The 24,662-nt window shown below is 67.5% G+C and carries 25 protein-coding genes; 10 read left to right on the forward strand and 15 right to left on the reverse strand.

Annotated features, from left to right (window positions below):
- Positions 1-219 precede the first annotated feature (219 nt).
- From glf to FE811_RS18160, 3 genes are all read left to right on the forward strand, one after another.
- Positions 220-1,353: a UDP-galactopyranose mutase gene (gene glf / locus FE811_RS18150; RefSeq protein WP_140848292.1), complete on the forward strand. Its 1,134-nt coding sequence runs from the start codon at positions 220-222 to the stop codon at positions 1,351-1,353.
- A gap of 116 nt (positions 1,354-1,469) precedes the next feature.
- On the forward strand, positions 1,470-2,234 hold the full coding sequence (locus tag FE811_RS18155; RefSeq protein WP_181180888.1) for a sulfotransferase family 2 domain-containing protein: 765 nt from the start codon (positions 1,470-1,472) through the stop codon (positions 2,232-2,234).
- Positions 2,235-2,297: 63 nt separating this feature from the next.
- Positions 2,298-3,137: a hypothetical protein gene (locus FE811_RS18160; protein WP_140848296.1), complete on the forward strand. Its 840-nt coding sequence runs from the start codon at positions 2,298-2,300 to the stop codon at positions 3,135-3,137.
- A gap of 42 nt (positions 3,138-3,179) precedes the next feature.
- Here FE811_RS18160 and FE811_RS18165 read toward each other — a convergent pair whose 3' ends face one another.
- Positions 3,180-4,079: a glycosyltransferase family 2 protein gene (locus FE811_RS18165; protein ID WP_140848298.1), complete on the reverse strand. Its 900-nt coding sequence runs from the start codon at positions 4,077-4,079 to the stop codon at positions 3,180-3,182.
- Between the two features lie 8 nt (positions 4,080-4,087).
- Entirely contained in the window at positions 4,088-5,707 is a 1,620-nt protein-coding gene (locus tag FE811_RS18170; RefSeq protein WP_140848300.1) for a glycosyltransferase, read from the reverse strand.
- Positions 5,708-5,991: 284 nt separating this feature from the next.
- Here FE811_RS18170 and FE811_RS18175 point away from each other — a divergent pair, with 284 nt between their 5' ends.
- The 7 genes from FE811_RS18175 to FE811_RS18205 all read left to right on the forward strand — a co-directional run bounded on the left by FE811_RS18175 (position 5,992) and on the right by FE811_RS18205 (position 13,433).
- A complete protein-coding gene (locus FE811_RS18175; protein ID WP_036760444.1) occupies positions 5,992-7,062 on the forward strand; it encodes an HlyD family secretion protein in 1,071 nt (356 codons plus the stop codon).
- On the forward strand, positions 7,059-9,788 hold the full coding sequence (rbbA, locus tag FE811_RS18180) for a ribosome-associated ATPase/putative transporter RbbA (protein ID WP_140848301.1): 2,730 nt from the start codon (positions 7,059-7,061) through the stop codon (positions 9,786-9,788). The genes FE811_RS18175 and rbbA overlap by 4 nt, the downstream gene beginning before the upstream one ends.
- Positions 9,785-10,897 (forward strand): ABC transporter permease, encoded by a 1,113-nt coding sequence (locus tag FE811_RS18185; RefSeq protein ID WP_140848303.1) that lies wholly within the window; start codon positions 9,785-9,787, stop codon positions 10,895-10,897. Before rbbA ends, FE811_RS18185 begins: the two co-directional genes overlap by 4 nt.
- Positions 10,898-11,212: 315 nt before the next feature.
- Positions 11,213-11,953, forward strand: coding sequence for an energy-coupling factor ABC transporter ATP-binding protein (locus FE811_RS18190; RefSeq protein WP_240540618.1), 741 nt, complete (start codon positions 11,213-11,215; stop codon positions 11,951-11,953).
- Positions 11,928-12,545 carry an energy-coupling factor transporter transmembrane protein EcfT gene (locus tag FE811_RS18195; RefSeq protein WP_140848304.1) on the forward strand — a complete coding sequence of 206 codons (618 nt, stop codon included), beginning with the start codon at positions 11,928-11,930 and terminating at the stop codon, positions 12,543-12,545. Before FE811_RS18190 ends, FE811_RS18195 begins: the two co-directional genes overlap by 26 nt.
- 3 nt (positions 12,546-12,548) lie before the next feature.
- Entirely contained in the window at positions 12,549-13,124 is a 576-nt protein-coding gene (locus FE811_RS18200) for a biotin transporter BioY (RefSeq protein ID WP_114537368.1), read from the forward strand.
- Between the two features lie 54 nt (positions 13,125-13,178).
- Complete coding sequence (locus tag FE811_RS18205; protein WP_140848306.1) at positions 13,179-13,433, forward strand: hypothetical protein; 255 nt, start codon at positions 13,179-13,181, stop codon at positions 13,431-13,433.
- A 59-nt stretch (positions 13,434-13,492) separates the two neighbouring features.
- On the opposite strand, the gene napH is transcribed toward FE811_RS18205, so the two are convergent.
- From napH to otnK, 13 genes are all read right to left on the reverse strand, one after another.
- A complete protein-coding gene (gene napH, locus FE811_RS18210) occupies positions 13,493-14,368 on the reverse strand; it encodes a quinol dehydrogenase ferredoxin subunit NapH (RefSeq protein WP_140848308.1) in 876 nt (291 codons plus the stop codon).
- Positions 14,365-15,027 (reverse strand): ferredoxin-type protein NapG, encoded by a 663-nt coding sequence (napG, locus tag FE811_RS18215; RefSeq protein ID WP_036760456.1) that lies wholly within the window; start codon positions 15,025-15,027, stop codon positions 14,365-14,367. The genes napH and napG overlap by 4 nt, the downstream gene beginning before the upstream one ends.
- A 30-nt stretch (positions 15,028-15,057) precedes the next feature.
- On the reverse strand, positions 15,058-16,266 hold the full coding sequence (locus FE811_RS18220) for a cytochrome-c peroxidase (RefSeq protein WP_255469776.1): 1,209 nt from the start codon (positions 16,264-16,266) through the stop codon (positions 15,058-15,060).
- 4 nt (positions 16,267-16,270) lie between these two features.
- Positions 16,271-17,149: a methylamine utilization protein MauJ gene (gene mauJ / locus FE811_RS18225; RefSeq protein WP_140848310.1), complete on the reverse strand. Its 879-nt coding sequence runs from the start codon at positions 17,147-17,149 to the stop codon at positions 16,271-16,273.
- An 8-nt stretch (positions 17,150-17,157) separates the two neighbouring features.
- Entirely contained in the window at positions 17,158-17,556 is a 399-nt protein-coding gene (locus tag FE811_RS18230; protein WP_036750422.1) for an amicyanin, read from the reverse strand.
- A 53-nt stretch (positions 17,557-17,609) separates the two neighbouring features.
- Positions 17,610-18,176, reverse strand: coding sequence for a methylamine dehydrogenase (amicyanin) small subunit (mauA, locus tag FE811_RS18235; protein WP_036750427.1), 567 nt, complete (start codon positions 18,174-18,176; stop codon positions 17,610-17,612).
- Between the two features lie 44 nt (positions 18,177-18,220).
- Positions 18,221-18,814, reverse strand: coding sequence for a methylamine dehydrogenase accessory protein MauD (mauD, locus tag FE811_RS18240; protein WP_072461801.1), 594 nt, complete (start codon positions 18,812-18,814; stop codon positions 18,221-18,223).
- A gap of 1 nt (position 18,815) precedes the next feature.
- The gene (locus FE811_RS18245; protein ID WP_140848311.1) at positions 18,816-19,376 is read right to left on the reverse strand and encodes a MauE/DoxX family redox-associated membrane protein; all 561 of its coding nucleotides are present in this window, start codon (positions 19,374-19,376) and stop codon (positions 18,816-18,818) included.
- A gap of 1 nt (position 19,377) precedes the next feature.
- Positions 19,378-20,658 carry a methylamine dehydrogenase (amicyanin) large subunit gene (gene mauB / locus FE811_RS18250; protein WP_036750437.1) on the reverse strand — a complete coding sequence of 427 codons (1,281 nt, stop codon included), beginning with the start codon at positions 20,656-20,658 and terminating at the stop codon, positions 19,378-19,380.
- A 75-nt stretch (positions 20,659-20,733) separates the two neighbouring features.
- Positions 20,734-21,558, reverse strand: coding sequence for a methylamine utilization protein MauF (gene mauF, locus FE811_RS18255; protein WP_083539067.1), 825 nt, complete (start codon positions 21,556-21,558; stop codon positions 20,734-20,736).
- A gap of 252 nt (positions 21,559-21,810) precedes the next feature.
- Entirely contained in the window at positions 21,811-22,659 is an 849-nt protein-coding gene (locus FE811_RS18260) for a LysR family transcriptional regulator (RefSeq protein ID WP_083539068.1), read from the reverse strand.
- 75 nt (positions 22,660-22,734) lie between these two features.
- Positions 22,735-23,346: a 3-oxo-tetronate 4-phosphate decarboxylase gene (gene otnC / locus FE811_RS18265; RefSeq protein ID WP_072461877.1), complete on the reverse strand. Its 612-nt coding sequence runs from the start codon at positions 23,344-23,346 to the stop codon at positions 22,735-22,737.
- Between the two features lie 26 nt (positions 23,347-23,372).
- A partial coding sequence (otnK, locus tag FE811_RS18270; RefSeq protein WP_370362685.1) for a 3-oxo-tetronate kinase occupies positions 23,373-24,662 on the reverse strand: 1,290 nt, incomplete at its 5' end.

Genomic DNA, 24,662 nt, shown 5'->3' on the forward strand with positions numbered 1-24,662 from the left:
GCCGCCGGATTGGCCTGCGCCCGGCCCGCCCATCGCGATTCCCCCGGCGAATCACCGCCGGCAGGCATGTTTGCGCCGGCTTTTGCCCTCGCCCCGACACATGCTATAGACCTCGAGCGGCGTTGCTGACATGAGCCGTGGCGCGTGGCGATCTGCCGCGCAGCCCAGAGACGGGCCGGTCCCTCCGCAGCCGCGGCGGGGCAACGGGGATGAGGGAAGATGAAGATACTGCTTGTGGGCGCAGGACTGTCGGGCGCGGTGATCGGGCGCCAGCTGGCCGAAGCCGGCCATGACTGCCGCATCATCGACAGCCGCCCGCATATCGGCGGCAATTGCCATACCGAGCGCGACCCCGAGACCGGCGTCCTGCTGCACCTTTACGGCCCGCATATCTTCCATACCGACGACGAGGGGGTCTGGGACTATGTCAACCGCTTCGCCGAATTCGTGCCGTTCCAGAACCGGGTCAAGACCACCTCGCAGGGCGCGGTCTATTCGCTGCCGGTGAACCTGCACACGATCAACCAGTTCTTCGGCAAGACCCTGCGGCCGGACGAGGCGCGCGCCTTCATCGAAAACCGCGCCGACCGCTCGATCGCCGAGCCGCAAAGCTTCGAGGAACAGGCGCTGCGCTTCGTCGGCCCCGAACTCTACGAGGCGTTCTTCAAGGGCTATACCGAAAAGCAATGGGGCTGCTCGCCGCGCGAATTGCCGGCCTCGATCCTCAAGCGCCTGCCGCTGCGCTTCAACTATGACGACAATTACTTCTTCCACCGGTTCCAGGGCATGCCGCGCGCCGGCTATACGGCGATGGTGGCGGCGATCCTGGACCATCCGCGCATCTCGGTCGAGTTGGAGACCCCCTATCGCCCCGAGATGGCGGCCCAGGCCGATCACCTGTTCTGGTCGGGGCCGCTGGACGGTTTCTTCGACTACAGCCTGGGCCGGCTGGGCTATCGCACCCTGGATTTCGAGCGTTTCACCTATCAGGGCGATTACCAGGGCTGCGCGGTGATGAACTATGGCGACCGCGATGTGCCCTGGACGCGCATCACCGAGCACAAGCATTTCTCGCCCTGGGAAAGCCACGAGGGCAGCACCTGCTATCGCGAATATTCGCGCGCCGCCGGTCCGGGCGACATCCCCTATTACCCGATCCGCCTGGTCGAGGAGAAATCGCTTCTGGCGCAATATGTCGAACTGGCGCAGGCGCAAAAGGCCGTCACCTTCGTCGGCCGCCTGGGAACCTATCGCTATCTCGACATGGACGTAACCATCCGCGAGGCACTGGATACGGCAGGGGTGTTTCTGGGGGGGCCATCTATACCAGCATTTTGCACATCACCACTATGATCAAGATATTCAATCCGCTTTATGTTTCACGCAGTTGGAACAGGAAAAGGCCGCAAGCGCCCTTCCAGACAGCAACCTCACAACCTGCCTCAACCGATACCCCGGAGAAGAAAGAAATGTTCTACTACCAAAACTGTAACCAGAGGCTCGGTCCGCAGCAGATGAACTATCATTTTTCGATTTCGCTGAAGAATATGTATTTCTTTTGTGAAGTAGCGAAATCGGGATGCTCGGCCGTAAAGAAAGAGCTATGGCGGCAGGAAACAATGGATGTGCCCGTGCCCGACGGCTTTCTGCGGGAAAACCACAATCCCCATGTCCCTTTTCAGCATCAGCTTCTGATCAAACCCTTCCAGATGGGTCGCACGAAATTCAACGAATTTATCAGAGACAGCAACGTCATCAAATGGGCGGTCGTGCGCAACCCCTTTACGCGGATTCTGTCTGGTTATCTCGACAAGGTTCGGCGTAACGAGCCCCAGTTCAAAAACATCGCGCATAGGGTGGCAAAGCTACGCGACGTTCACGTGTCCGCTGTTGCGCATAATTCCGTAAGCTTTGAGGAATATTGCGAAGCATTGACGCTGTTCGAACAGCCGCTGGATTTCGATCAGCATTGGCGGCCACAATACGAACACATCTGTGCGGATATCATACCATATACTTTCTTTGCGAAGCTTGAAACACTGGACGAAGACTCCGACGATATCGCGCGCCGAGTCGGCTTGGCAAAGCTTTCCTTCACCGCCGGGCGTTCACACGCAACCGGGTCCAATGAAAAGGTGCAGGAATACTATACCCAGAAAACTGCCGACATTGTGCGAAAAGTCTACGCCAATGATTTCGAGCATTTCGGCTATAGTCTTGAAATTCCCCGGTGAGGCCTGCACCCGGATCTGTCTGATTGAACAATAAGTAAGCCGACGGGATATAGAGGCAGTCCGATGAGGCTACTCCGATTTCTTACAAGGCGAAAGCATATAGGAGAGGTCAACGCCTCTTCGGACTTTGTCTTCCAGCTTTCGAACCATCGTCTTCAATACAAGGCTGGCGGCCGGACGCTGATCGTTTCTTTCGATAACGCGGCTCGGCCGCTTAACGAAAAATACGTCGGCCGCCATACCTGGGGCCAGAAATTCTATCTTGGGCAAGGCCATTCGCTGCTGGGCGTAATTGCACGCAGGCGCGATTGGTATCGCCGCCACGACCTCATAGAAGCATTTGAAGCGATAAAAAATCAGGGCTTCTTTGAGAGTTTTTCGAACGTTGTCTTTACAGGAGGCTCCATGGGCGGTTACGCGGCAGCCGCCTTCGCCCCCTTTGCACCGGGATGTAAAGTGGTCGCGTACAGCCCGCAGAGCACCTTGAAACCAGACATTACGCCGTGGGAAAACAGGTTTCCAGAAGGCACAAGGCAGAACTGGTCCCTGCCCTTCTGGGACGGCGCGGACGGGGTCCGCCATGCCGGCCTATGCTATATTATTTACGACAACTTGGACACTTTCGACAGACGACACGCAGACCGCTTGTCCGTAGGATCGCATGTTGTCAATTTGCCAATACCGGGCGCTGGACACGGCGGTGCGCCTATGTTGAACCAGATAGGCATTTTCAAGGAGGTCAATCGAGCGATGATCGCTGGTGAACTGGATCCGAAATGGTTCTTCAAGACTATAAGGGCTCGCCGTGGCACCTTGTTGTATCGCGAAGTATTGGCAAACCACGCGCTCGCAAGAAACCATCCCACTTTTGCCGAGTGCGTCCGTAGGCTTGCCGGTCCATAGCGCCAAGCTTCGCGACCTGACATTAAGCCTAAAGAACGCAGATCACACCCTGACGATCCCCGGCCGGAACACCGCGCCGCGCGCAATCGCCCGGAAAATCTTCCGCCGCAGCTTCCAGGGCACATTACCGCCCTTCATCTGCAGATGCACGCCATAGGCATAGGCCAGGACGCCCATCAGGCCCGCCTCGCGCCGGCGCCAGGAGGCCTCGTTGCGGGCGCCGTATTTGAACTTCCACAGGCTCTTTTCATCCACAAGGGCGAAATTCACCCCGCGGTTGTCGGGCGTGTCGTGGATCACCCGGCTTTCGGGACAGAAGATGCCCGGATAGGAACGCGACAGCCGCCGGGTATATTCCGCATCGTCGAACCAGATGAAGTAATCCGCGATCGGCAGCCCATGCTTTTCCACCGCCCAGCGCGGGATCAGGATCGACACGAAAGAGGCGGAATCGACCAGCGCCCAGGCCGTCTCGGGATGCAGGAAACGCGGCCAGTCCCAGACCGGGCGCGGCGTGTTCATCTCGCACAGGGTGCCGTCGATCCATTCCACCCGCGAACAGGCAAAGCTGGGGCGCCATTCATGCCGCGCCTCGAAGGCGGTGATGGCATCGACCAGCCGCTCGATCGCGTCCGGCAGCGGATAGGCATCGTCGTCCGAAACCCAGAAATAATGCGCCCCCAGCCCATAGGCGGCCTTGAGCCCCTCGTGAAAGCCGCCGGCGCCGCCGATGTTTTGCGGCAGGCGCAGATAGCGGATGCTCAGGTCGTCCCGCGCGCGCGCCTCGACCAGGGCCTGGGTGTCGTCGGTCGAGGCGTTGTCCACCACCAGGATGACATCGGGCCGCCGCGTCTGGCCGTCCAGCGCATCCAGCACCTTCATCAGCTTGGCCGAACGGTTGAACGTCACGATCACCGCGGCGGTCTTGCTCAATGCGCTCATCTGGTAGGCTACTCCTGAAGGCCCGCCGCGGCCTGTTGGTAAAGGGGCATCAGGATTTCCTCGGCGGTGGGATCGCGCGTCAGGTCGGTCCAGGACCGGACCAGCGCCTCGCGCTGCCGGGACAGGAAGGCGGCGTCGCGCCACAGCCGGTCCACCGCCGCGACGATGCCCTTCACGCAGGCCTGCGGCTCCAGCGGCACCAGCAGATCCGGGGGCACGATCTCGGCCTGCGAGCCGACGTCGGTCGAGATGGGGATGCAGCCCTGCTCCACCGCCTCATAGCAGACCAGCGCCAGCCCCTCGTTGTTCGAGGGCAACAGCAGGATGTCCGATTGCCGCAGGATCTCGGGCACCGGCGCATTGGCGGGCAGCAGCGCGACGCGATCCGCAAGCCCGTATCGGCGCAGCAATCCGCGGACCGTGTCCAGGAACGGCCCCTCGCCGACGATCTTGCCGGTCAGCTCGACATCGTTGCGCCTGGCCCAGGCGGACAGCGCGCGGAACGCCTCGGCCACCACGACCGGGCGCTTCTGGTAATAGAGCCGGCCCACGAAGGCCACCTGCAGGCGCTTCTTGCCCGGCTGCATGTTCAGCTCGGGCAGGCCCTTCGGATGCTCGGCCCGATCCAGCATCCGGCCCAGCCGGACCTTGCCGATGACATGGAAATGCTCGCGATAGTAATCCACCAGCTCCTTGCTGATCACATGGTGGATGTCGATGAAGTTCGACCAGACGCCCGAGCTGCGCGGAAAGCCGCCATCGGCATATTCCACGATATGCGTGCTGTCGATCACCTGGACCCAGGGCAGGTTGGCGCGGATCTGCGGCAGCGATTCGTAGAGCGGCCGGCAATGATGGATATGGATCAGCCGGATGTTCTCGGCCAGGGCCAGCTGTTCGACGTAGCGCGGCCACAGGTCAGGGGGCAGGTAGCGGTCGAGGCGCAGGAAGGTGACGTCCGCGCTGTCGGGCAGCTTCCCGGCCAGGCGCTGGATCGAGGGCACGCCGGCCGCGACAAAGACCCGCAGCCCCGCCTGCTGCGCCCAGCGGATGGTGTCGAAGCCCAGCTTCTCGGCGCCGCCGACCTCGAGCCAATGCATGCCGATCAGGATCGCCGGGCGCTTGTCGCTTTCCGGCGGCCGCGGCGGGGCAAGCAGGGACGACCCGTCCCCCCGCAAGAGCGAGACGCGCGGATGGCGCTTGGCCGAGCGGCGCTTGCGCAGCATTTCCGCCTGGTAGCGGATCTTTTCATAGACGAGCGGCGCGAGCCGATGCACCGCCCGCAGCCGCCTGATCGGCGCCCATGGCGCGTCCATCTGCTTGATCTCGCCGGGCAGCGGCTTGCGGGGGATGGACAGCCGGATCGTCACGCCGGGCGCGCCGGGATGGGCGCCGGGACGCTCGAACTGGCCCAGGAACTGCGCGTTCATGTGCTGCGGCTGGAAGGTAAAGGGGCCTTCGGTGACGCTGGGCTCGCCCCAGACCGGATCCTTGCCTTCGTAGAGGATGAAATTCAGCCTCTGCGTGGGATAAAGGCGGGAATAGATGGAAACGATCTCGGAGATCTCGCGCTGGATATGCTCGGCTATATCCTCGCCGACAGGGGCGAGTGCGGTCGTGCTGGTCATGCTGCTGCGCGTCTCATCTGCCTGTGCTCCTTGAGCTTGCGGTGTAATCGAGAACGGCAACAAGGGAAAGCCACTAGCGGGCCCGGCGGCCGTTCTGCGCGCAGTGCGCAGATTGTCGCCACAGCCGCCCGGCAAAAGGCCCGTTCACCCCGTGGTTGCGTGTGACCCGACGACGCAAGGCGTTTTCATCAAGGAAACCGAAGGCCATGGCGGCTATGGTGGCCTCGCGCGGTGATTCGCGCCGCGGGCCTTGGCCCGGCGTCTTCTGATCGCGGAGGTCATGCATGGCGGGCAAGGCAAGATCCTGGTGGGGCGGCGCGGCGGGCGTCGCGGTTCTGGTCATCGTGGGCTGGCTGGCCTGGCAGAACAGGGCCCAGGACGGGCAGCTTGCCGGCATCGCCTCGGGCAATGGCCGGATCGAGGCGACCGAGATCGACATCTCGGCCCTGTCCGCCGGGCGCATCGCCCGCATCCAGGCGGCCGAGGGCCAGTTCGTGCGCAAGGGCGAGGTGCTGGTGCAGATGGACACCCTGCAGCTCGATGCCCAGAAACGCCAGGCCGAGGCGCAGCTGCGCCGCGCCCGCATCGGGGTCGAGACCGCGCAAAGCCTGGTGACGCAGGCCGAGGCGCAGCACAAGGCCGCCGGCGCCGCGGTCGAGCAGGCGCAGGCCGCGGCCGATGCGGCGGCGGCGCGGCTGGCGCGCACCGAAAGCCTGGCGCGCAGCAACGTCGCCTCGCAGCAGGCGCTGGACGACGTGCGCGCCTCGGGGCGCGAGACGCAGGCGGCGCTGGCCTCGGCCGAGGCGAACCTGGCCGCGGCCGAGGCGGGGATCGGCGCTGCCCGCGCCCAGGTGGTCGATGCCGAGGCGGCGGTGGACGCGGCCCAGGCCGCGATCGAGGCCATCGAGGTGCAGATCGGCGACGCCACGCTGGCATCGCCGCGCGACGGCCGGGTGCAATACCGCATCGCGCAAGAGGGCGAGATCGTCGCGGCGGGCGGGCGCATCCTGAACCTGGTCGATCTGGAGGATGTCTACATGACCTTCTTCCTGCCCACCTCGCAGGCCGGCCGGGTCGAGGTCGGGGCCGAGGCGCGGCTGGTCATGGACGCCGTCCCGCAATACGTCATCCCGGCGCGGATTTCCTATGTCGCGGACGTGGCGCAGTTCACGCCCAAGACCGTCGAGACCGCCGAGGAACGCGAAAAGCTGATGTTCCGCGTCCGCGCCCAGGTCGATCCCGAATTGCTGCGCAAATACAGCAATTACGTCAAGACCGGCCTGCCCGGCATGGCCCATGTCCGCATCGACTCCCAGGCCGGCTGGCCCGACACCCTGTCCAACCTGGTCGAATGACCGCGCAGCCAGACATCCCGCCCGTGGCCGAGGTCGCCGGCGTCTCGCTGCGCTATCGCAAGGCGGTGGCGCTCGAGGAGGTGTCGCTGGCGATCCCCGCCGGGCGCATGGTCGGGCTGATCGGGCCCGACGGCGTCGGCAAGTCCAGCCTGCTGTCGCTGATCGCCGGGGCGCGGGTGATCCAGCAGGGCAAGGTCCGCGTGCTTGGCGGCGACATGGGCAACGCGCACCAGCGCGCCCGCCTGTGCCCGCGCATCGCCTATATGCCGCAGGGGCTGGGCCGGAACCTATATCCCACGCTGTCGGTGGCCGAGAACCTGGATTTCTTCGGCCGGCTTTTCGGCCATGGCGCGGCCGAGCGCGCGCGCCGCATCGACACGCTACTGGCCGCGACCGGTATGTCGCCGTTCCGCGACCGCCCCGCCGCCAAGCTTTCGGGCGGGATGAAGCAGAAGCTGGGCCTGTGCTGCGCGCTGATCCACGACCCGGACCTGCTGATCCTGGACGAGCCGACCACCGGCGTCGATCCGCTGTCCCGCCGCCAGTTCTGGGAACTGATCGGCCGCATCCGCCGCGACCGCCCCGGCATGAGCGTCATCACCGCCACCGCCTATATGGAGGAAGCCGCGGGCTTCGACTGGCTGGTGGCGATGGACGCGGGCCGGGTGCTGGCCACCGGCAGCCCGGCCGAACTGCTCGACCGCACCGGGGCCGAGGACCTGGACCGCGCCTTCATCGCGCTGTTGCCCGACAGCGAAAGGCGCGGGCACGAGCCGGTCGCGATCCCGCCGCGCAAGGCCCATGACGGCGAGCCCGCCATCGAGGCCCGGCACCTGACCATGCGGTTCGGCGACTTCACCGCCGTCGACAACGTCAGCTTCCGCATCGACAAGGGCGAGATCTTCGGCTTTCTCGGCTCGAACGGCTGCGGCAAGACCACGACGATGAAGATGCTGACCGGCCTCTTGCAGCCCAGCGAGGGCACGGCGCAGCTGTTCGGCGCCGAACTCGACCCCTCGGACATGGCGGTGCGCCGCCGGGTCGGCTTCATGAGCCAGTCCTTCTCGCTCTATTCCGAACTGACGGTGCGGCAGAACCTGGACCTGCACGCGCGGCTGTTCGGCCTGGAGGCGGGCAAGGTCGCGGACCGGGTCCGACAGATGATCGAACGCTTCGGGCTGGCGGGCGTTGCGGACGACTTGCCCGACGCCCTGCCCCTGGGCATCCGCCAGCGCCTGTCGCTGGCCGTGGCGATGATCCACGGCCCCGAGATCCTGATCCTGGACGAGCCGACCTCGGGCGTCGATCCGGTGGCGCGGGACGCCTTCTGGCGGATGCTGGGCGAGCTTTCGCGCCATGACGGGGTGACGATCTTCGTCTCGACCCATTTCATGAACGAGGCCGAGTGGTGCGACCGCATCTCGCTGATGCATGCCGGCCGCGTGCTGGTCAGCGACACGGCCGAGGCGATCAAGCGATCCAAGGGCGCCGCGACCCTGGACGACGCCTTCGTCGCCTATCTGCAAGAGGCGATCGGCGACGAGCCCGCCCCCGAGCCGCTTGCCGATGCGCCCCAGGCCCCGGCGCCGGCCGGCGGCTGGTTCAGCCTGCGGCGGATGCTCAGCTATTCCCGGCTGGAATCGCTGCAACTCCGGCGCGATCCGATCCGGCTGACCCTGGCGCTGCTGGGCAGCCTGATCCTGATGTTCGTCATCGGCTACGGCATCAACATGGATGTCGAGGATCTCAGCTTTGCCGTGCTGGACCGCGACCAGACCGCAACCTCGCGCGATTACGTGCTGGACATCGCCGGCTCGCGCTATTTCACCGAAACCGAGCCGCTTGCGGGCTACGAGGACATGGACGCCCGCATGCGCACCGGCAACCTTGCCCTGGCCATCGAGATCCCGCCCGGCTTTGCCCGCGACGTGGCGCGCGGCGGCGCGGTGCAGGTCGGCGCCTGGATCGACGGCGCCAACCCGACGCGGGCCGAAACCGTGCAGGGCTATGTCCAGGGCATGCATGCCGACTGGATCATGCGCAAGACGCGCGAGGCCCAGGGCGATCAGGCGGTGCAGGGCGCCTTCGATCTGGTGACGCGCTTTCGCTACAATCCCGACGTGAAAAGCATCGTGGCCATGGTGCCGGCGGTGATCCCGCTGCTTCTGCTGCTGATCCCGGCGGTGCTGACCACGCTCAGCGTGGTGCGCGAAAAGGAACTGGGCTCGATCATCAATTTCTACGTCACCCCCGTCACCCGGCTGGAGTTCCTGATCGGCAAGCAATTGCCCTATGTGGCGCTGGCGATGCTGAATTTCGCGCTGATGACAGCTTTCGCGGTCTTCGCCTTCCGCGTGCCCTTCACCGGCAGCCTGGCGGCCTTTTCGCTGGCCGCGCTGCTTTACGTCGCCGCCACCACGGCCATGGGGCTCTTGATCTCGTCCTTCATGCGCAGCCAGGTGGCGGCGCTGTTCGCCACCGTGCTGCTGACCATGATCCCCGGCGCGCAATATTCCGGGCTCCTGGACCCGGTTTCCTCGCTGCAAGGCGTGGGCCGCGCCATCGGCGAGGTCTATCCGACCACGCATTTCATCATCGCCTCGCGCGGGGCGTTCTCGAAGGGGCTGGGCTTCGACGATCTGGGCATGGCCTTCGCCGCGCTGGCGGCGGCGGGGCCGCTGATCCTGGGGCTCAGTGCCCTGCTGCTGAGGAAACAGGCGAAATGAAGCTGCGCAACGTCTGGCACCTGGGCATCAAGGAGTTGCGCGGGCTGTGGCGCGACCCGGCCATGCTGCTCCTGATCGTCTATGCCTTCTCGCTGTCGATCTATACCGAATCCAAGGCGATGCCGGAAAGCCTGTCCAACGCCGCCATCGCGGTGGTGGACGAGGACCGCTCGGCGCTGTCCGAGCGCATCGTCGGCGCCTTCACCCCGCCCTATTTCAGCACGCCGCGGCTGATCACCACGACCGAGATGGACCGCCGCATGGACGAGGGGCTGGACACTTTCGCGCTGGACATCCCGCCCGATTTCCAGCGCGACCTGCTGGCCGGCCGCCACCCGGCGATCCAGCTGAACGTGGACGCCACCCGGATGAGCCAGGCGTTCACCGGCAGCGGCTATGTCCAGCAGATCGTCGGCGCCGAGGTGTCGGAATTCCTTGCCGGCCACCGCGAGGACAGCGTCCTGCCGGTCGAGCTGGCGCTGCGGGCGCGCTACAACCCGGCGCTGGACGCGGGCTGGTTCGGGGCGATCAACAGCGTGATCGACGCCGTGACCATGCTGTCCATCATCCTGACCGGCGCCGCGCTGATCCGCGAAAAGGAACATGGCACGGTCGAGCATCTGCTGGTCATGCCGGTGACGGCGGCCGAGATCATGCTGTCCAAGATCTGGACCATGGGGCTGGTCGTGCTGCTGGCTTCGGGCTTCGCGATCACCGTGGTGGTGCAGATGGCCCTGCAGGTGCCGGTGGCGGGATCGGTGCCGCTGTTCATCGCGGCGGCGGCCTTGATGCTGTTCGCGACCACATCGATGGGCATCTTCCTGGCCACCGTGGCGGGGTCGATGCCGCAATTCGGCTTGCTCCTGATGCTGGTGCTGTTCCCGCTGCAGGTGCTTTCGGGCGGCATGACCCCGCGCGAAAGCATGCCCGACGTCATCCAGGCGCTGATGTCGCTGGCGCCCAACACGCATTTCGTGATCCTGTCGCAGGGGGTGCTGTTCCGGGGCGCGGGGCTGGGCGTGGTCTGGCCGCAGCTCCTGGCGCTGGCGCTGATCGGCGCGGTGCTGTTCTGGCTGGCGCTGCGCCAGTTCCGCCGCTTCCTGGCCTGACCCCGGACCGAGAGAAGCCGGACCCGAAGGCCCGGCAGTCGATACCACGTCAAACCACCACAACTTGACTGATTAATCAATTAACATACGCCCCGATTCGTTTAAATGCTTTTCTGGCGGATTCCCGCCCTGGCGCCCTGCCCTGCCGCCGAAAATCCTTGGCCGAGGCCCGTGCAGGGCGGCAAGCAGGGCCATTGCTCCGCCCTGCCGCGCTGGCCTATTGCTTTCGCGGCAAAGACCGGCACAAGCGGGGCCATCGGGCTTGCACCCGCCTGCACCCCCGCCGGGGAAGGCGGCCAGAAAAGGAGACTGCGCTTGCACGGCTGCGAGACGGCCCCATTCACCATCCGGCTCGACGACCTGGGCTATGAGGTCGCGGGGCGCCCGGTGCTGGCCGGCATCACGCTGCAATCCTCGGCCCGGCGCATCGGCGTGGTGGGCCGGAACGGCTCTGGCAAAAGCACCCTGGCACGGCTGCTGGCCGGGCTGATCGCGCCGACCAGCGGCCAGGTCCGCATCGGCGGCCACGACGTGTTCCGCGACCGCCGCGCGGCGCTGGAAACCGTGGGCATCCTGTTCCAGAACCCCGAGCATCAGATCATCTTCCCCCGCGTCGCCGAGGAAATCGCTTTCGGCCTGCGCCAGCAGGGGCTGGACAAGGCGCAGGCCGCCGCGCGGGTCGAGGCGGTGCTGCGCTCCTTCGACAAGCCGCATTGGAAGGACGCGCCGATCTCGGCCCTGTCGCAGGGCCAGAAGCACCTGGTCTGCATGATGGCGGTGCTGGCCATGCGGCCGCAGCTGCTGATCCTGGACGAACCCTATGCCGGGCTCGACATCCCCACCCGGCGGCAGTTGGCCCGCTATCTGCACCGGGCTGGGACGCGGCTGCTGCACATCTCGCACGAGCCCTCCGACCTCGAAACCTGCGACGAGCTGTTCTGGCTGGACCGCGGCCGCATCGTGGCGCAGGGCGCGCCAGCCCTGCTGCTGCCCGATTTCACCGCCGAGATGATCCGGCTGGGAGAGCTTGATGATATCGCTGACCTCGCCGGTTGAGACCCGCGCCCATCGCTGGCCGGCGGGGCTGAAGCTGGGCGGGCTGTGCCTGGCCTCGACCGCGCTGTTCCTGGTCGGCGACATCGCCATCCTTGCGGCGGCGCTGGGTGCGGTGCTGGCGCTTTACGCCGCGCCGGGGCCCGTCTTCCTGCGCGCGGGGCTGCGCAGCCTGCGGGTGGTGCTGCCCTTCGTCGCCGTCCTGCTGGCCTGGCACGCGATCGCCGGCGACATGCGCATGGGCCTGCTCGTCACCCTGCGCATGGTCACGCTGGTGGCGCTGGCCAACCTGGTGACGATGACCACGGGGCTCGAGGATCTGGTCGACCTGATCCGCCGCCTGACCGCGCCGCTGCGCCGGCTGGGCCTGCCCACGCAGCTGCTGGAGATCGCCATCCCGCTGGTCATCCGCTTCACCCCGGTCCTGGTCGCCCGCGCCGAGACCCTGGCCGAGGCATGGCGCGCACGGTCCCGCCGCCGCCCCGGCTGGCGGCTGATCCTGCCGCTGACCCTGCAGGCACTGGACGACGCCGATCATGTCGGCGAAGCTTTGCGCGCGCGAGGCGGCCCCCTTGGACCGCATGGACAGGAGTAGACCATGGAACGCAATATCGCCCAGATCGCCCTTTTCGCCGCGATGATCGCGGCGCTGGGGCTGGTGCCGCAGATCACCCTTGGCTTCGGCGTGCCGATCACGGCGCAGACGCTGGGCGTCATGCTGGCCGGCGCGGTGCTTGGCGCGCGGCGGGGCGCCGCGGCGGCGGCGCTGTTCCTGCTGCTGGTGGCGCTTGGCCTGCCGCTTCTGGCGGGCGGCCGCGGCGGGCTTGGCGCCTTCGTCGCGCCGACGGCGGGCTTCGCGCTCGGCTTTCCGGTCGCGGCCTTCGCCACCGGGCTGTTCGTCGAGCATGTGCGGCTGCGCTCGGCCGGCCTTGCGGCCGGGCTGGGTGCGGTCTTCGGCGGGATCGTGGTCCTTTACGTCTTCGGCGCGACGGGGCTTGCCATCGTGGCAAGGAAAAGCCTGCTCGAGGCCTTCACCCTGGTCGCGGTCTTCATTCCCGGCGATTTGCTGAAGGCGGCGATCACCGGCATGCTGGTGCAGGCGCTGGCACGCCTGCGGCCGCAGACGCTGGCCTGGCACCGCCAGGCGGCCGGGACCGGCAACCTGCGCTTGTAGCCCGCCCCTGCCCGGTCAGGGCGCGGGAAAGGGACACGGCCCTGCTGCGACAGGATGAAAATCCCGCGCCGATTGCTGTTCTCGCAACTCGGGCGCCATCTCGAACGAGGTCGCCCCGGCGGGGTGCAGGCCTCGGGGCTGGGGCGCGAGGGCGCGAAATACGGGCGCGAGGAATATCTGGATCAAATCCCTCAACCTCGGCCCTCTAGCAGGCTGCTGAAAAAGGATTTTGAGAGGGCGACGCAGCGGAAATCGTTCTCGATCCAGCTGATATCGGCCCGAAAATGGGGTGTTTTCGGCAAATTTTAGGCGGATTTCCCGGTTCCCCGCCCGCGCTGTCCTGTCGCAAGGACTTTTTCAGCAGCCTGCTAGGGTTGCCCGCCGCGGCCCGCGGGTCGGTTCCAGCGGGTCGAGACGCGGAACACATCCACCGGGCAGGCGTCGATGCAGCCGCCGCAGTTCTGGCAATCGCCCGACAGGATGACCGGGCTCTCATTGCCCTTCAGCGCGGGGACGATGACATGCGGCTCGGGGCAGATGGTGAAGCAGGCGCCGCAATCGGTGCAGGCATCGCGGTTCGCGGCGGACACCCGGACCACCGCGCCCTTGCCGACCAGGCCGTAGAAGGCGCCGACCGGGCACAGGTGGCTGCACCAGGCGCGGCGCGACACGAACAGGTCCAGCAGGAACACCGCCAGGATGATGGCCCAGCCGAAACCGATGCCGCTGATGAAGGCGCGTTGCAGCAGGCTGACCGGGTTCACGAACTCCCAGGCGATGGTGCCGGTCAGGGCGGATGCGACCAGCGTCGAGCCCAGGATCGCCAGCCGCGTGCGCCGGTCCAGCTTGCGGTCGCGGGTCAGGCCGGTCTTTTCGCGCAGCCAATGCGCGGCATCGGTCACGACGTTCACCGGGCACACCCAGCCGCAATAGACCCGGCCGCCGACCACCAGGTAGAACAGTAGCACGATCAGCGCGCCGCCCGCCACCGGCAGCGCCGGAACGCTGCCGCCGGACAGCGATTGCACCACGATATAGGGATCGCCCAGCGTGACGACCCCGCCGATCTCGCTGGCGGCGAAATTGCCGCGCGCGATCCAGATCCCCGCCATCGGCCCCAGCACGAACAGCCCCAGCACCGACAGCTGGCTGATCCGCCGCAAGAGCCACCATTTATGCGCCCGCAGCAGGCCATGGGCCTGCACCCCCAGCCTGCGGCTGTCCGAGATCCACCAGCCGATCATGTCGCCCGCCCCGCCCGGTTGCGCCCCTGCCCGCCCAGGCCCAGGTCGCGCGGCAGCACCCGGATCGAGGCATGGCCGGTCACGCAATGCTTCTCGCAGGTGCCGCAGCCGGTGCAATGGTCGGAATGGACGGTGGGGATCATGATGGCGCGGCCGTTCGCCTCGCCCGGCTCAAGCGTGATCGCGTCGCCGCGGATCGGGCAGACGCGGACGCAGATGCTGCAATTCATGCCCTTGTAGTTCAGGCAGTCCTCGTGCCCGACCAGCACGGCCACGCCCATCTCGGCGTCGCGGATGGCGATGGTGCTGTCCAGCGCCCCGGTCGGGCAGGCCCGCGCGCAGGGCACGTCGCGACACATGTAGCAGGGCACCTCGCGCGGGGTGAAGAAGGGCGTGCCGACGGGCGGCTCCTGCCCCCATTCCGCCAGCGACAGCGTGCCGTAGGGACAGGCCTGGACGCACAGCCCACAGCGCACGCAGGCGGACAGGAAATCGGCCTCGGGCTGGGCGCCGGGCGGGCGCATGGCGCGCGCATCGGCCTTGGCGGTGGATTGGATCAGCGCCGCCAGGGAAAACCCGCCCAGGCAGACCGCTCCGGTCATGCGGGCCGCCTCGGCCAGGGCGGTGCGACGATTCATCTTGCGTTTGCTGGATGCCATCTGCGTCCCCCTCCTTCGGGAGCGTGGTCGTCACCGGGCTGCGACGGCCTCCTGTGCTGCGCGTTTGCGTTCGGCCAGAAGCGGCTCGTATCGGCGGTCGGTCAGGGTCTCGAGGAAAGCCACCAGCGCATCGACGCGCGCGTCGTCCAGCATCAGCCCCGATTGCAATTCGGCCAGCGACAGGTTCTCGGCCACCTCAGGATCGCCCCAGTCCTGGCCGGTCTCGGGGTTGATCCGCGACGCCGGGCGCCGGCTGGTGTATTTATTGTAGAACAGGATGGCGGTGCGCAGGTCCTCGAACACGCCATTATGCATGTAGGGCCCGGTCACGGCCACGTTGCGCAGGGTCGGCACCTTGATGCGGCCCGCCTGCGCCGGATCGTCGATGCCCGGCCGCTGCAGCAGCCCCAGGTCCACATGGTCGGGCCCCAGCCCGTTGATCGCCCGGACGGCATGGTTCACCGGCACGCCGATATTGTGGTATTCGAAGCTGGTGAAGGTCTCGCGCTCGGTGATGCCCTGCTGGCGCAGCTGGTGGCACAGCCGGCAGTTCCAGGTGATGAAGACGGTATGGCCGAACTGCTCCTGCGCGGTCAGCTCGGCCTCGCCGCGCAGGTAGCGGTCATAGCGCGAATCGAAGGGCGCGAACTCCTCGGTCGACTGATAGGCGGCCAGGGCCTCGGCGGCATGGTCGAAGGCGCCTTCGACATCGTCGAGCGCGCCCTTCCCGAACAGCGCCGCGAAGCCCTGCGCATAATCGGCATTCCCGCGCAGCCGCTCGACCACGGTGGCGCGGTCGGGCATCGCCATCTCGACCGGGTTCAGCATCGGCTGGCCGGCCTGGTCGCGCAGGTTGTCGGCCCGCCCGTCCCAGAACTGCCCGCCCTTGTAATTGCCCTTGGCGTCGCGGTGGAAATCCGGGCTGAGAAAGGCATAGGACAGCGTCGGCGTGTTCCGGTCGCCATGCGAGGCGCCGTCGTCGCCGATCGACACCGCCCGGCCCGCCAGGCTTTCGCGCGGGTCGGTAAAGGCGTGGTCGGGATCGTGGCAGGTCGCGCAGGATTGCGTGCCGTCGCGCGACAGGGCGGGGTCGTGGAACAGCGCCCGCCCCAGATCGGCCAGCCGCCGGTCATGACGCTGCGCATCGCCGCCCTGCTCGGCCGCGGTGCCCAGCATCCCCCCCGCCACCACCATGAAGGCCGAGGACAGCAGCAGCAGGATCCGCGACGGCCCCCGCATCGCCCTAGGCCCCCGCCGCCATTGCCGGGGCCGGCGCGGACTGGTGCCGCGCGGCAAGCTCGGCCTGGATCAGGCGATGCGCGACCAGGTCGGCCAGGTTCGCCAGCAGCGACAGCCGCTTCTGCCCGGCCAGGTCGTCCAGCACCGGCAGCAGCACCCCGTCGCGGCCGACCAGCCGGTCATGCTCGGGACGCAAGAGCGCGATCAGATCGGCCAGCGCAATGCCCATCAGCGGGTCCGGCAGCACGATGGCGCCCGAATGGATCAGCATGTCCTGGGTGATGCTCAGCGTGGCGGCGCCCGATCCGGCCATGGCCGGATGGCCGACCGCCGCCGACAGCACGGCAAAGGCGGCCAGCAGCCGGCTGGCGGGGTCGGGGGCGTTCCTGGCGCGCTGGAACAGCTCGACCACCGGCGCCAGGTCGCGGTCCACCGGCGCCAGGGCGAAATCCAGGCTCATCGCGCTTGGCCGAAAGGGCGTGCTGCGCCAGCGGGCGCGATGCGTCATGTCGGCCACCCGCCAGCCGGCGATGGCCATGCCGCGCCCGACCCTGGCCAGCCAGGCCAGCAGGCGCGGCTGCAGGTCGGCATGGGCAAGCTCCAGCGCCTCGGTGGCCGAACGCGCGGGCAGGCGATAGATCACCTCGGCCAGCTTGCCGGCCTCGTTCGGGCAGATGCTGAAACTCGCCCCCGCCGGCGCCGCAGGCAGTTCCGGCAGGCCGTCCTCGGCCGCCAGGTCCAGTTCCCAGGCCTGCGTGACCGGGTTGCGCAGGAAGAACCCCACCAGGAACTGGCGCGGCTGCCCGTCGGCCCGCGACAGGCGCAGCGTTTCCCGGTCGGTTTCGCCCTTCAGCGAGGCGCGCAGGTCATAGGGAATCCACATGGCGGCACCTATTCGACGATGACCTTGCCCCGCATGAAGGGATGGGGCGTGCAGAAATAGTCGTAGCTTCCCGCCTCGTTGAAGGTGATCGCATAGGCCTGGTCCTTGGTCATCATCTCGCCGCGGAACGCGTCCTCGCCCACGATGCCCTTCTTGAAGGCGACGTTGTGGGGCATCACCTCGCCGTTGACCCAATAGACGGTTTCGCCCGCCTTGATGGTCACTTCCGGGGTCAGGTATTTCATCTTCTCGATGCCGACGACGACGGCATCGGCGGGCACATCGGCGGCCGCGACCGGCTTTTCGCTGGTGACGGTGATCTTGTCCTGTGCCCATGCTCCGGTCGCGCCGATGGCGAAAAGGGCGATGGCCGCGATGGCCGGCCGAAGCGTCTTTGCAGAAATCATGGAAACCTCCTGAAGGGATGGGACCGGGCGGGCCGACCGCCCGGCCGGGATCGTCAGCTTGCCTTGCCGACGATGGGAGAGATCGTGCAGTGATAGGTCATCGCGTCATCCTCGGCGCCGAAGCACCAGATGATGTCGTTGGCGAATTCCGGGCGATAGACCGGCAGCTCGCCTTCCGTGTTCAGGCAGGGGCAGCGGCCCGAGACGTTGTAGCCGCAGCAGTCGCGATAGGCGATCAGGTAGCTTTGCCCGTCGGTCGGGTTGTAGCAGCTTGCCACCCAGGACGCCGTCGCCAGCTTGGTCCCCGGCGGGCAGTTGGTCAGCGACCCGCCCGAGCAGTCGCAGATGTTGCCGTCGATGGAACAGTGCCGCCAGTAGTCGCAGGCCTGGATGTCGTTGTCCTGCGGCTGCCACTTGGCGCGCGGATCGACGCCTTCCGCGGGGCCGGCGGCATTGGCGCGGCTGACGCGGCCGCGCCGGTCCACCGGCAGCAGCGGCACCAGCGCCGCCCCCGCCAGCACCGTGCCCAGGCGGCCGATGGCGCCGCGGCGGCTGGTGCGGCCCGCCACCCGGCGGGACAGTTTCTCGACCATGTCGTCAAATCTGAAATTCCCCAGCATCGTTTATCCTCCCTCTGCTTGGGACCAAGGTGGAAACGGCCGGGTCAGGCCGCGTTCTTCTTGCGGCTGGCCATGAACTGCTGGAGCGAGGCGAAGCCGGTCTTGTCCGCCTCCAGCAGGCTTTCCAGGTGTTCGCGGGTGTTGGTCAGGCCCTTGGCGCGGATCACGCCCTCGCCGTCCACCAGCACGCCATAGGGGATCTTGCCGACCTGGAAGGCCATGCCGATCTCGGCCGAGACGACATAGCGGATCTGGCCCAGCTCGTGGTTCTTGAGGAAGCGGGCGTGTTCCTCGGGCGCGCCGTCGCTGATCATCACCACGCCGATCTTCTCGGCCCTGGCGATGGACTTGATGATCGGGAACAGCTTGTCGCAGACCGGGCAGGTGGGCGCGGTGAACATCAGCAGCGTCGGCCGCTCGGACGCGCCGCCGATATGGACCGACCGGCCGAAATAGTCGGGCAGGTCGAACTCGGGCGCCTTGTCGCCGATGTCGGGGCCGTGGTCGGTGATCATCGCGCCCATGGGCGAGGAGCGCTCGTGCAGCAGGCCCACCTGCCGCATCAGGCCCAGCATGACCACCGTCACGCCCAGGAAGGCGATCCACAGAAGGATGTTGGAAGCAATCAGGAACGTCATGTCAGCGACCTTTCACGGAAGCGGTTGAGGGGTGCCGGGCGGGCAATCCGCCCAGCATCGAGGCGCTGAAATACAGAAGGAACAGGACCGACCCGGCCAGCATTCCCGTCGCCAGGTCGGCCGTCCCGCCCGGCCGCGCGGCGGGCAGCAGGGCGGCCGCGCCCAGCGCCATCGCCGTCAGCACGGCGTTGCGCGCGACCATGGCCCAGCTGATCCGCTGCTTCATGCCGTTGCGAAAGCAGCCGCAGTCGATCTGCGTGCGCCCGCGCAGCACGTTGACCGCGATGGCCAGGCCAAAGACGCCCAGCAGCGCGGCGGCGGCCAGCGCGGCGGGCGCGGCCAGCGCCGGGATCATGAGCCCGGCGGCGACGGCCAGCTCCGCCACCGGCAGCACCATCGCCACCCCCCGGCTGGCCATGTCGGGCAGCAGGCGGAAGTTGCGGACTACGCCGTGGAACTCTTCCATCCCGGTCAGCTTGGACAGGGCGGCGGTGGCGAACAGCGCCGCCAGGAAGCTCCGCAACGCCCAATGGATCAGCGGTTCCTGCAAGACCTGCTGCATGTCACGAATCCATGTCATGGGTGGTGATGATCTGCGGGCCGCGGCCAAGCTGGTCCACGCTGCGCAGTTCCTCGCCGGTCGCCGCGTCGTAGATGTGCAGCGTCTGCGTGCCCGCCGACAGCGCGTAAAGCAGGGGCTCCGCATCCTGGCTGACGTTGATCGAGTCGATCTCGTGGCCCAGCTCGATCTTGTTGATCCGCTCGCCGGTCTCGGCGTTCAGCACCACGACGAAGCGGCTGGCGGCCTTGTGCTTCCATTCGTCGCGCTGGTCCACCAGCAGGTAGATGCGGTCCGACTGGCGGTGATAGGCGGTCTGCTGCCAGCCGCCGGGCCGCCAGTCGTCGGCGCGCTCCGCCTCGGTCAGGGCCTCGATCGGCGCGCGGAAGGTGGCGCCCTCGGCGGTCAGGTCGGCCTGGAAGATCTTGCCGGTGTAGGTCGGCCAGACCAGCCTGCCCGAGCGCAGCGAGAAGGCGGGATGGTTGATGAGCAACTCGTCCTCGGTATGGAAAACCTCGGTGTTCGTCACCTTGGTCTCGCCATCGGCGAAATCCACGCGGGCCAGGCTGCCGTCCCGGCAGTTCATGTAGAAGACCGTCGGCGATGCCGGGAAGATGTGATAGCAGTCCGGCACGTCCAGCATGCGGTCGAACGTCTTGCCCTCCAGGTCGACCACGCCGACCGCCGGCGCGGGCGAGAACTGGTAGAACAGCAGGTTCTTGTTGTCCGGCGTCAGCGCGTTCATCCATTGGTAGGTGCCCACCAGGAAGCGCGGCGCGTCGGGCAGCTCGATGTCGGCGATGGGCAGGAAGGTGACGGGGTCGAACACCTCGACGTAATCGGTGCGCTTGCCGCGCGCGATGCGCTCGAAGACGGTGCTGGCCTGGGCAAAGAACGAGCCGTCCTCGGCCGCGACCGGATGCGGCAGGAAGCCGCCGTCGGTCATGCCCAGGATCCGCCCGGTCGAGCCGTCGATGACGAATTGCTGGGTGATGGCGGCGAAATGCGCCGGATCCTGGATATAGACCCGCCTCGCATCCGGCGCCGGGGCCTCCAGGATCACCGGCTCGTCCGCCTCGCCCGCGGCAAGGGCGGCCGCGGCTTCGGCGGCACCGCGCTGACCCTCGGTCTGGCCGGCGGCATCGGCGGCGGCGGTTTCGGCCGGCGCCTCCGGCTCGGCCGGTTCGGTCTGGGCCTGGGCCGCGCCCAGGGCCAGCGCCGAACAGGCCAGCGTCGCGCCGATCAGCGTCAGGTATCTGGGGGTCGATTCTCGTGCAGAAGCCATCGTTTCCTCCCTTGGATGGCGCCCGGACCGTGGCGACGGCGCGCGGGCAAAAGCGTGCAGGAATGGGGATTGGGATCAGGCCAGCGCCAGCATGGCGAAGGCCGCGCCGACCGCCGTCAGGATCGCGCCATCGGCGATGGCGGCGCGTTCCTGGTTCCGGCCCAGCCAGGACTGGATCTGGTAATCCGTGACCGGCAGCAGGTTCACCGCGACCGGCAGGTAGCGGCCCAGGTTGAAGATCGCGATCAGCGCCACGGCCTCGGCGACATTGCCCGACAGGACGGCGGCGGCCGTCACCAGATACAGCAGCGGCGTCTGGACATAGGTCAGGTAGTCCAGCCCCAGCGACAGGCCGTAAAGCCCGCCCACGACCCATTTCGGAAAGCGCTGCCGCGCGTCATGGGGCACTTGCGCCCGGCGCTGCGGATAGGGCACGCGCAGGAAATCCAGCTGGTGCGCGCCATAGGCCAGGCCGATCACGGCCAGCAGCCCCAGCCCGAAGCTGGTGGCGAAGCCGGAAAGGCCCGCGATCCCCCCGATGGCGCCCAGCAGGGTGCCCAGGATCAGCGCCCCCAGGGCATAGCCCAGCCCATGGGTCGCAAAGGTCGGCAGCCAGTCCAGCACCGCCCGCGCCCCCTTGCCCGTCGGGCGCAGCAACGAGATCGAGGAATAGCCGCAGGGCGACCAGGTCGACAGCAGCCCGCCCGCAAAGGCGGCCAGCCCCAGCACCGGCGCGACATGCGCCGCGTCCATGGCCAGGGCAGCGGCGCCCCCGCCGGCGGCGCTGGCCGCCAGGATCAGCGCGCGGGTCCAGGTCGAAAACCGGCCGGGAAAGGCGACGCAATCCGCGACGCCATCGGTCCGGCCAGCCGCCATATCAAAATTGTCCAAGCTCGCCACCTTGCGCCTCCTCTCGCATGGTTCCGGTGCCCGAGATGTGGCTGAAGCGTTCACGGCTTCCGGGCGACTCTCGGCAAGCCGGACTGTGCGGCGATTAGTCACAGGGCTGAAATATCTATTCTTGCAGCCCCCGGTTGCATTTTTGCACGGCTTGGTGCCGCGGCATTCATCGCATTGAAAACAAACGGCTTAACCCCTTCTCCGCCACCCCGGCGAGGGCTTGAAAAAGCCATTCCTTCGTATGAGGCGGGTTCAGGGGCTGCGCGCGGCGAACAGGCTGACGCACCAGTCCGACAGCTGTTTTGCGTGGTGATCGTCGCGCAGATGCGGCTGCGACAGCAGCCAGACATCGCGCGAAACCTGCAGCGGCGTCCTGACCACCGGGGCCTCGGCCGGGATCTCGTCGGCCAGGAAATCCGGCAGCACGCCGACCGCCAGCCCGTCCTCCAGAAGCCGGCGCATCACCTTCAGGTCGCTGGTCTCCAGCAGCACCGGCCCCAGGCCCTCCTGCGCCAGCAGCGCCTGCATCTCCGGCGTCCCGGCCAACGCCTCGGGATAGACCGCGATCCTGCTTGCGCCGCTGCCCGCAGGCCGGATCAGCCAGAAGTTCAGCGTGCCGATCTTGCGCATCAGGAAGGCGCCCTGCCGCGGCCGCCCCAGCCGGATCGCCAGATCGGCTTCCCAGCGGGACATGTCCACGTTACTGTCCGAGGTCTCCAGCGCCAGCGACAGGTCCGGCAGGGCAGCGAACAGATCGCCCAGCCGGGGCGCCAGCAGGTATTCCGCGATGGCGGAAATCGTCGTCAGCCGCAGCTTGCGGCTGGCATGGTCGCGCGTGCCCAGCATCCGCGCGATGTCCGCGGCCGCATTGGCCATCATGTCGAGATTGCCGACCACGGCCCGGCAGGCGGCGGTCGGGCGGCGCTCGCCGTTCACGGCGTCGAACAGGCTGGTGCCCAGCTCGTCCTCCAGCCGCAGCACCCGTCTGCTGATGGTGGTTTCGTTCAGCTGCAGGCTGCGCGCGGCGCGCGAGAACGAGCCGGTCCTGCACACCGCCTGGACGATCCGAAGATCGTCCCAATTCAGACCCGATACCGCCATCCGTCCGTCCCATCCCTGCCCCACCGGGCCGGCGCGGATCCTATCCCCGGCAGACGCGGGGGCAAACAGGCAAAATCAGCCCCCGGCCAGCCGGTCGGCCTCGGCCCGGCTCAGCGGGCGGACGGCGCGGCCGTGAAGCATCAGGTGCAGCTTGGCCGTCTCTTCCAGCTCTTCCATCGCATATTGCGCATCCAGCAGCGAGCGGCCGGCGACGACCGGCCCGTGATTGGCCAGCAGCACGGCATGGACGCGGCGGGCCTCCTGCTTCACGGCAAGGGCCAGGGCTTCGTCCCCCGGCGCGTAATAGGGCACCAGCGGCAGCCGCCCGACGCGCATGGCGTAATAGGCGGTCAGCGGCGGCAGCGCGTCCTCGGGATCGGTATCCGCCAGGATGCTGACCGCGACGGCATGGGTCGAATGCAGATGCACGACCGCATTGGCCCCCAGCCGCTCGCAATACATGCAGCGGTGCAGGAACGCCTCCTTGGTGGGCCTGTCGCCTGCGACATGGGTGCCGTCGGCGTCGAACAGCGACAGCCGCCCCGGATCAAGCGTGCCAAGCGAGGCGTTGGTGGGCGTCATCAGCAGCCGCCCGTCCCCCAGCCGCGCGCTGATATTGCCGGTCGAGCCCGCGGTCAGCCCGCGGTCGAACAGCGACTTGCCCACGGCGCAGATCGAATCCCGCATCCGGGTCTCTTCGGAAATCACCGCCGTCACCGGATTTGCCCCCAAGCCTTGGTAAAGAAATCGTCGCTGCCGAAATTGCCGGACTTGAGCGCCAGGCACAGGGCGTCCGGCCCTTGGGTCAGCACCCAGGGCACGCCGGGATCGATCTCGGGCCCGATGGCGACGGTGGTGGCCCCCAGCGCCTGCACCACCGCGCCCGAGGTCTCGCCCCCCGCCACGATGAAGCGGCGATAACCCCTTTGCCGCAGCGCCTGCGCGATCGCGGCCAGGAAGCGCTCGACGATCTCGCCGGCCTCGCCTTGCCCCAGCCGCTCCTGCGCGGCCCTGACCTCGTCGGGATCGGCCGAGGAATACAGAAGCGGCGGATAGGCGTCGCCGGCATGCGCCGCGATGAAGTCCAGCGCCTGCGCGGCGGTCTGGCGGCCCTCGACGATTGCCAGCGGATCGACCTTCAGCGCGGCCACGCCGCGCGCCTGGGCATCCGCGACCTGCCGCCGCGTCGCGGCCGAGCAGGAGCCGGCAAGGAAGATCCCGGCGCCCTCGGGTGCAGCAAAGGCCGCCTCCGCCTGCACCGCCGGCAGGAGGCCGCGGGCGCGGAAGTTCTGCGGCAAGCCCCGCGCCAGCGCCGAGCCGCCCGTCACCAGCCGCATGTCGGCAAGCGCGGCGCCGATCACCCGCAGATCCTCGTCGGTGATCGCATCCACGACGGCGATTCCCCCCTGCGCGGCCAGGGCTTCGCGCAGCGGCCCCACGCCCTGGTGGACGGTTTCCAGCGGCACCAGGCCGACGGGCCGCGCGGTCTGGCGGCCCAGCACCCGCACCAGGTTGCTGTCGCGCATCGGCGTCAGCGGGTGATCCTTCATCGGGCTTTCCGACAGCGGCACGTCGCCGACGAACAGATGGCCCTTGTAAAGGGTGCGGGCGTTTTCCGGGAAGGCCGGGCAGGCGACGCTGCGGCTTTCCCCCAGCAGGTCCAGCAGCGCGTCGATCACCGGGCCGATATTGCCCCGGTCGGTGGAATCGAAGGTCGAGCAATATTTGAAGTAAAGCTGCGCCGCCCCCCGCTTGACCAGGATCCGCGCGGCGGCAAGCGATTGCGCGACCGCCTCGGCGGCGGGAATGGTCCGCGACTTCAGCGCCACGACCACCGCATCGGCATTGCCGAAATCGGCGTCCGGGGCCGGCACGCCCACCACCTGCAAGGTCTTCATCCCGTTGCGCGACAGGGTCAGGGCAAGGTCGGTGGCCCCGGTCAGGTCATCGGCGATAGCGCCCAGAAGCATCTTTCTCCCCACATTCTCCAAGTAAGTCGCTGA

The organism is Paracoccus sp. FO-3 (genome assembly GCF_006386455.1).
GTDB classification, from domain to species: domain Bacteria; phylum Pseudomonadota; class Alphaproteobacteria; order Rhodobacterales; family Rhodobacteraceae; genus Paracoccus; species Paracoccus versutus.